Here is a 2930-nt window from a genome sequence, read left to right on the forward strand (position 1 = left end):
GCATGGACTAACTCGGCGGACCGTTACATCGGCTTCCTAAAGGGCAAGGGGAACGTCGCCGAGTACTTCAAGGAGTTCCTCGGTTGCGACAGCACCGTTCAGGACCTCGAGGATACCAGGACACTGGTGCGCGTGCTGAACGGTTTCGCCGAGCCGGCGAAGGGCTTCGTGAAGGACAAGCAAGCTTTCCTGCAGAAGGCGTACGACATCTGCCAGCGATACATCCGGGACAACGAGCCTTTGGATCTCGAGACATTCTCCAACGAGCTCTTTCCAGAGAACCCGAAAGAACTCGCCAAATCGCTCGGAGATCCGGATGTCGGACTTGGCGACGGCTTCGTTCCGAAGAAGCGAGCGCTGTCGCCGATGGTGAAGTTCTCCGCGAAGACGCGGCTCTGGTCGGTCGAATTCAATCGGCAAGCCCTTACCGACGGCAAGATCGTCTATAACGACGACAAGAAGACCCTGACCTTCACCGAACTCCCTCCCGACCTGATCGAAAGACTGGAACACGATCAGGAGTAGCGTAGCCTCATGATCACGTTCGACCAGCTGATAGCACTCTACCGCAACACGGAGTTCTCGAAAGATGGCTCCGCGGGAAAGTTGACGGTCCGCGATTACAGCATTGTGGAAACGCTGAAGCAGATTGAAAGCGATGAGAAGGCTTTCGACGACGCGGCATTCACGGTCGACTCAGCGTCGGCGGTCGTCATAGGCGCGACAGTTAGCGTCGAAATCGGCGCTCCACGCACAGGACTTGGCTTCCTCGCGCTCACCCTCGACCGGCTGCTCGAGAACCGTCGCAACCGCATAGCCGAGCCGGAGCGCTATTACCTGATCGAGGAGAGGTTCGCCTACAACGATACCGTCGTTCCCGACGCCGTCGCGCGCTACCGGAACGCATTGCGCCTGGTCCGCACCTTAAAAGAGGCGGCTGCGTTTCTCGACCCGTACCAGGCGGAGATGCTGTTCCTCGGCTCGATCCGGCTGATGGTCCGTGTAGACTTCAGGTCATCGGACCTTGTCTCCGTAAACTCCATACTGGTCGACGAGTTCGAGAACTTCGTCATGCAGAAGGTGCACAAGGACCAGAAGGCTGCGATCGTTGCTACCACGCTCATCGAGACGTGTCGCACCCATCCCGAAGGCGAGCGCTTCAGGTACCTTCTTCGACACTTTCGGGACTTCGTCACAAAGTGCGAGGACAGCTATAGGCTGTTCGCGTCGGAGTTCTCGTACGACAAGATCCGGGGGAAGGCGGAAGAGGCCATCGCGGACTACACCGGTAAGATCCATAAGACATTCCATGACATCCAGAACCAGATAATGGGCATTCCCGTCGCGAGTGTGATCATCGCCACGCAGCTCAAGCCCGCAACTCAATGCGACGTGAATTTCTGGGCAAACCTCGCCATCTCGCTCGGTGCAACGCTGTTCGTTGCCCTCCTGGCGTTTGCCATCGTCAACCAGCTGCTGACGCTGTCGACGATAGACGACGATCTGACCCGACAGAAGACCAAGCTGAAGGGCGATTACTCGGTCGTCGCCGCGGAGTTCCTCCCTCTTTATCGCAAGCTGGAAAACCGGATTACACTTCACCGATTCGTCCTTGGCATCATCCTTGTCGTCTGCGGGCTCGGGGCGCTACTCACCTGGCGCATTTATTTCCAGCTGACAACTCTGATGCCGTGGGCGTGCTGAGAGCGCCGTTCGGGTCACGCCATAGAAGCGAGATTCGTTCGATTGGGGCACTATGGGCCATGTGGTTCACTCGAACGGACTGCCCGCTTTCGGTGAAGGCAAACTCTGCCTGAACGGCCGATTAGAGGCGCGGTGCTGCCGGACAACTTGGCGTGGCCGCGACACGCAAGGTGAGGTTTTTGGGGCGCCTCCCTCATGCGCGCGCTTGGAAGGCTTCGTCTTGAAATACAGCCAGTTGAGAAACGCGTCGGCGTCCGTGAAATCAGCGCCACCGATGCGCCTCCGCAGCGCGTCGATGGTAGCGCACAATTGCGTGTATCGTTCGGCCGACAGCGTTGCGACAGTTGGACTTCGAGGCGCGCCAATGCCGATCGCCGCTAGGGCGCCGGAGGTATTGCCGTTGAAGACAGCGTACCGCTTCGGGGCGAAGGTGCAGAGAATCGCCGTGATCATATTCACGCCCACGCCAGGAATACCGAGCGCTAGCTGACGCATCTGCTCGTAACCCCGTTCTGGCGCGAGTTTGGCTGCCTTCCTGCCCGCGGCGAACAGTGTGATCGTCTTCTTGGGATGATCGAGTGCCGCCGACCCTCGTCGATGAATGTCGCCGGAATGCCAGAGATGTTGATAAGGCTCTCTTGAAGAAATCAGATTGCTTAGATTCTCTGCGAAGACGCTCCTCATTTCCTTCGAAATCCTCGGCGCGTTGCCGAGATCCGCGATCAATTGCTGAACCTTCAATGCCTTGTCCCGATCGGTCCGGCGCTTCGCCAGCGCGGAACGTTCGGTCTTGTCTGCGCGGTACTGGCGGAGGAAGCCATTCAAGCGCCGCAGATCGAACTGTGCGGCGAAGTTGTCTTCGAGCTCTTTCTCAAGTTTGCGTCGCAATCGCTCGGCGTCTTTGTGTCGCGAGGCATATTGCCCAAGCACCAGGTCATCGAGTTCTTGGAAGCTGCCGCTCTCACGAAAATCGGCAAAGGTGACTTTCAGATCCGACGACAGTTGTTCGTCCGAGTTCACGGTCGCCAGGATTGAAATTTCATCGTTTGTTGTCAGGGCGCCGGTCGTGAGGTTCGCTGACCCGATCAGACACCGAACCTGGCCTTCGCTTCGTCCGACATAGGACTTCGGGTGAAAGGTTGCGGTCTTGCCGTTTGCAAGAAACATTTCGAAGGCCCCGAACCGCTTCTTTATTGCGAGCAAATGCGCGAGCGCCTTTGGCTCGG

At 58.0% G+C, this 2930-nt stretch carries 3 protein-coding genes; 2 read left to right on the plus strand and 1 reads right to left on the minus strand.

Annotated features, from left to right (window positions below):
• Together EN781_RS29870 and EN781_RS29875 are read left to right on the plus strand one after the other, a co-directional pair.
• On the plus strand, positions 1-525 hold a 525-nt coding region (locus tag EN781_RS29870; protein ID WP_189347930.1), incomplete at its 5' end, for a nucleoid-associated protein.
• 9 nt (positions 526-534) lie between these two features.
• A complete protein-coding gene (locus EN781_RS29875; RefSeq protein WP_091595088.1) occupies positions 535-1704 on the plus strand; it encodes a hypothetical protein in 1170 nt (389 codons plus the stop codon).
• 66 nt (positions 1705-1770) lie between these two features.
• Here EN781_RS29875 and EN781_RS34605 read toward each other — a convergent pair.
• Positions 1771-2930: hypothetical protein (locus EN781_RS34605; protein ID WP_189347931.1), on the minus strand; the 1160-nt coding region annotated here is incomplete at its 5' end.

The sequence above is a fragment of the Mesorhizobium sp. M4A.F.Ca.ET.090.04.2.1 genome, assembly GCF_003999085.1.
GTDB lineage: Bacteria > Pseudomonadota > Alphaproteobacteria > Rhizobiales > Rhizobiaceae > Mesorhizobium.

Excerpts from the sequence above, each read along its gene's own strand:
- EN781_RS29875 (WP_091595088.1), top strand. The coding sequence starts at position 535 with ATGATCACGTTCGACCAGCTGATAGCACTCTACCGCAACACGGAGTTC.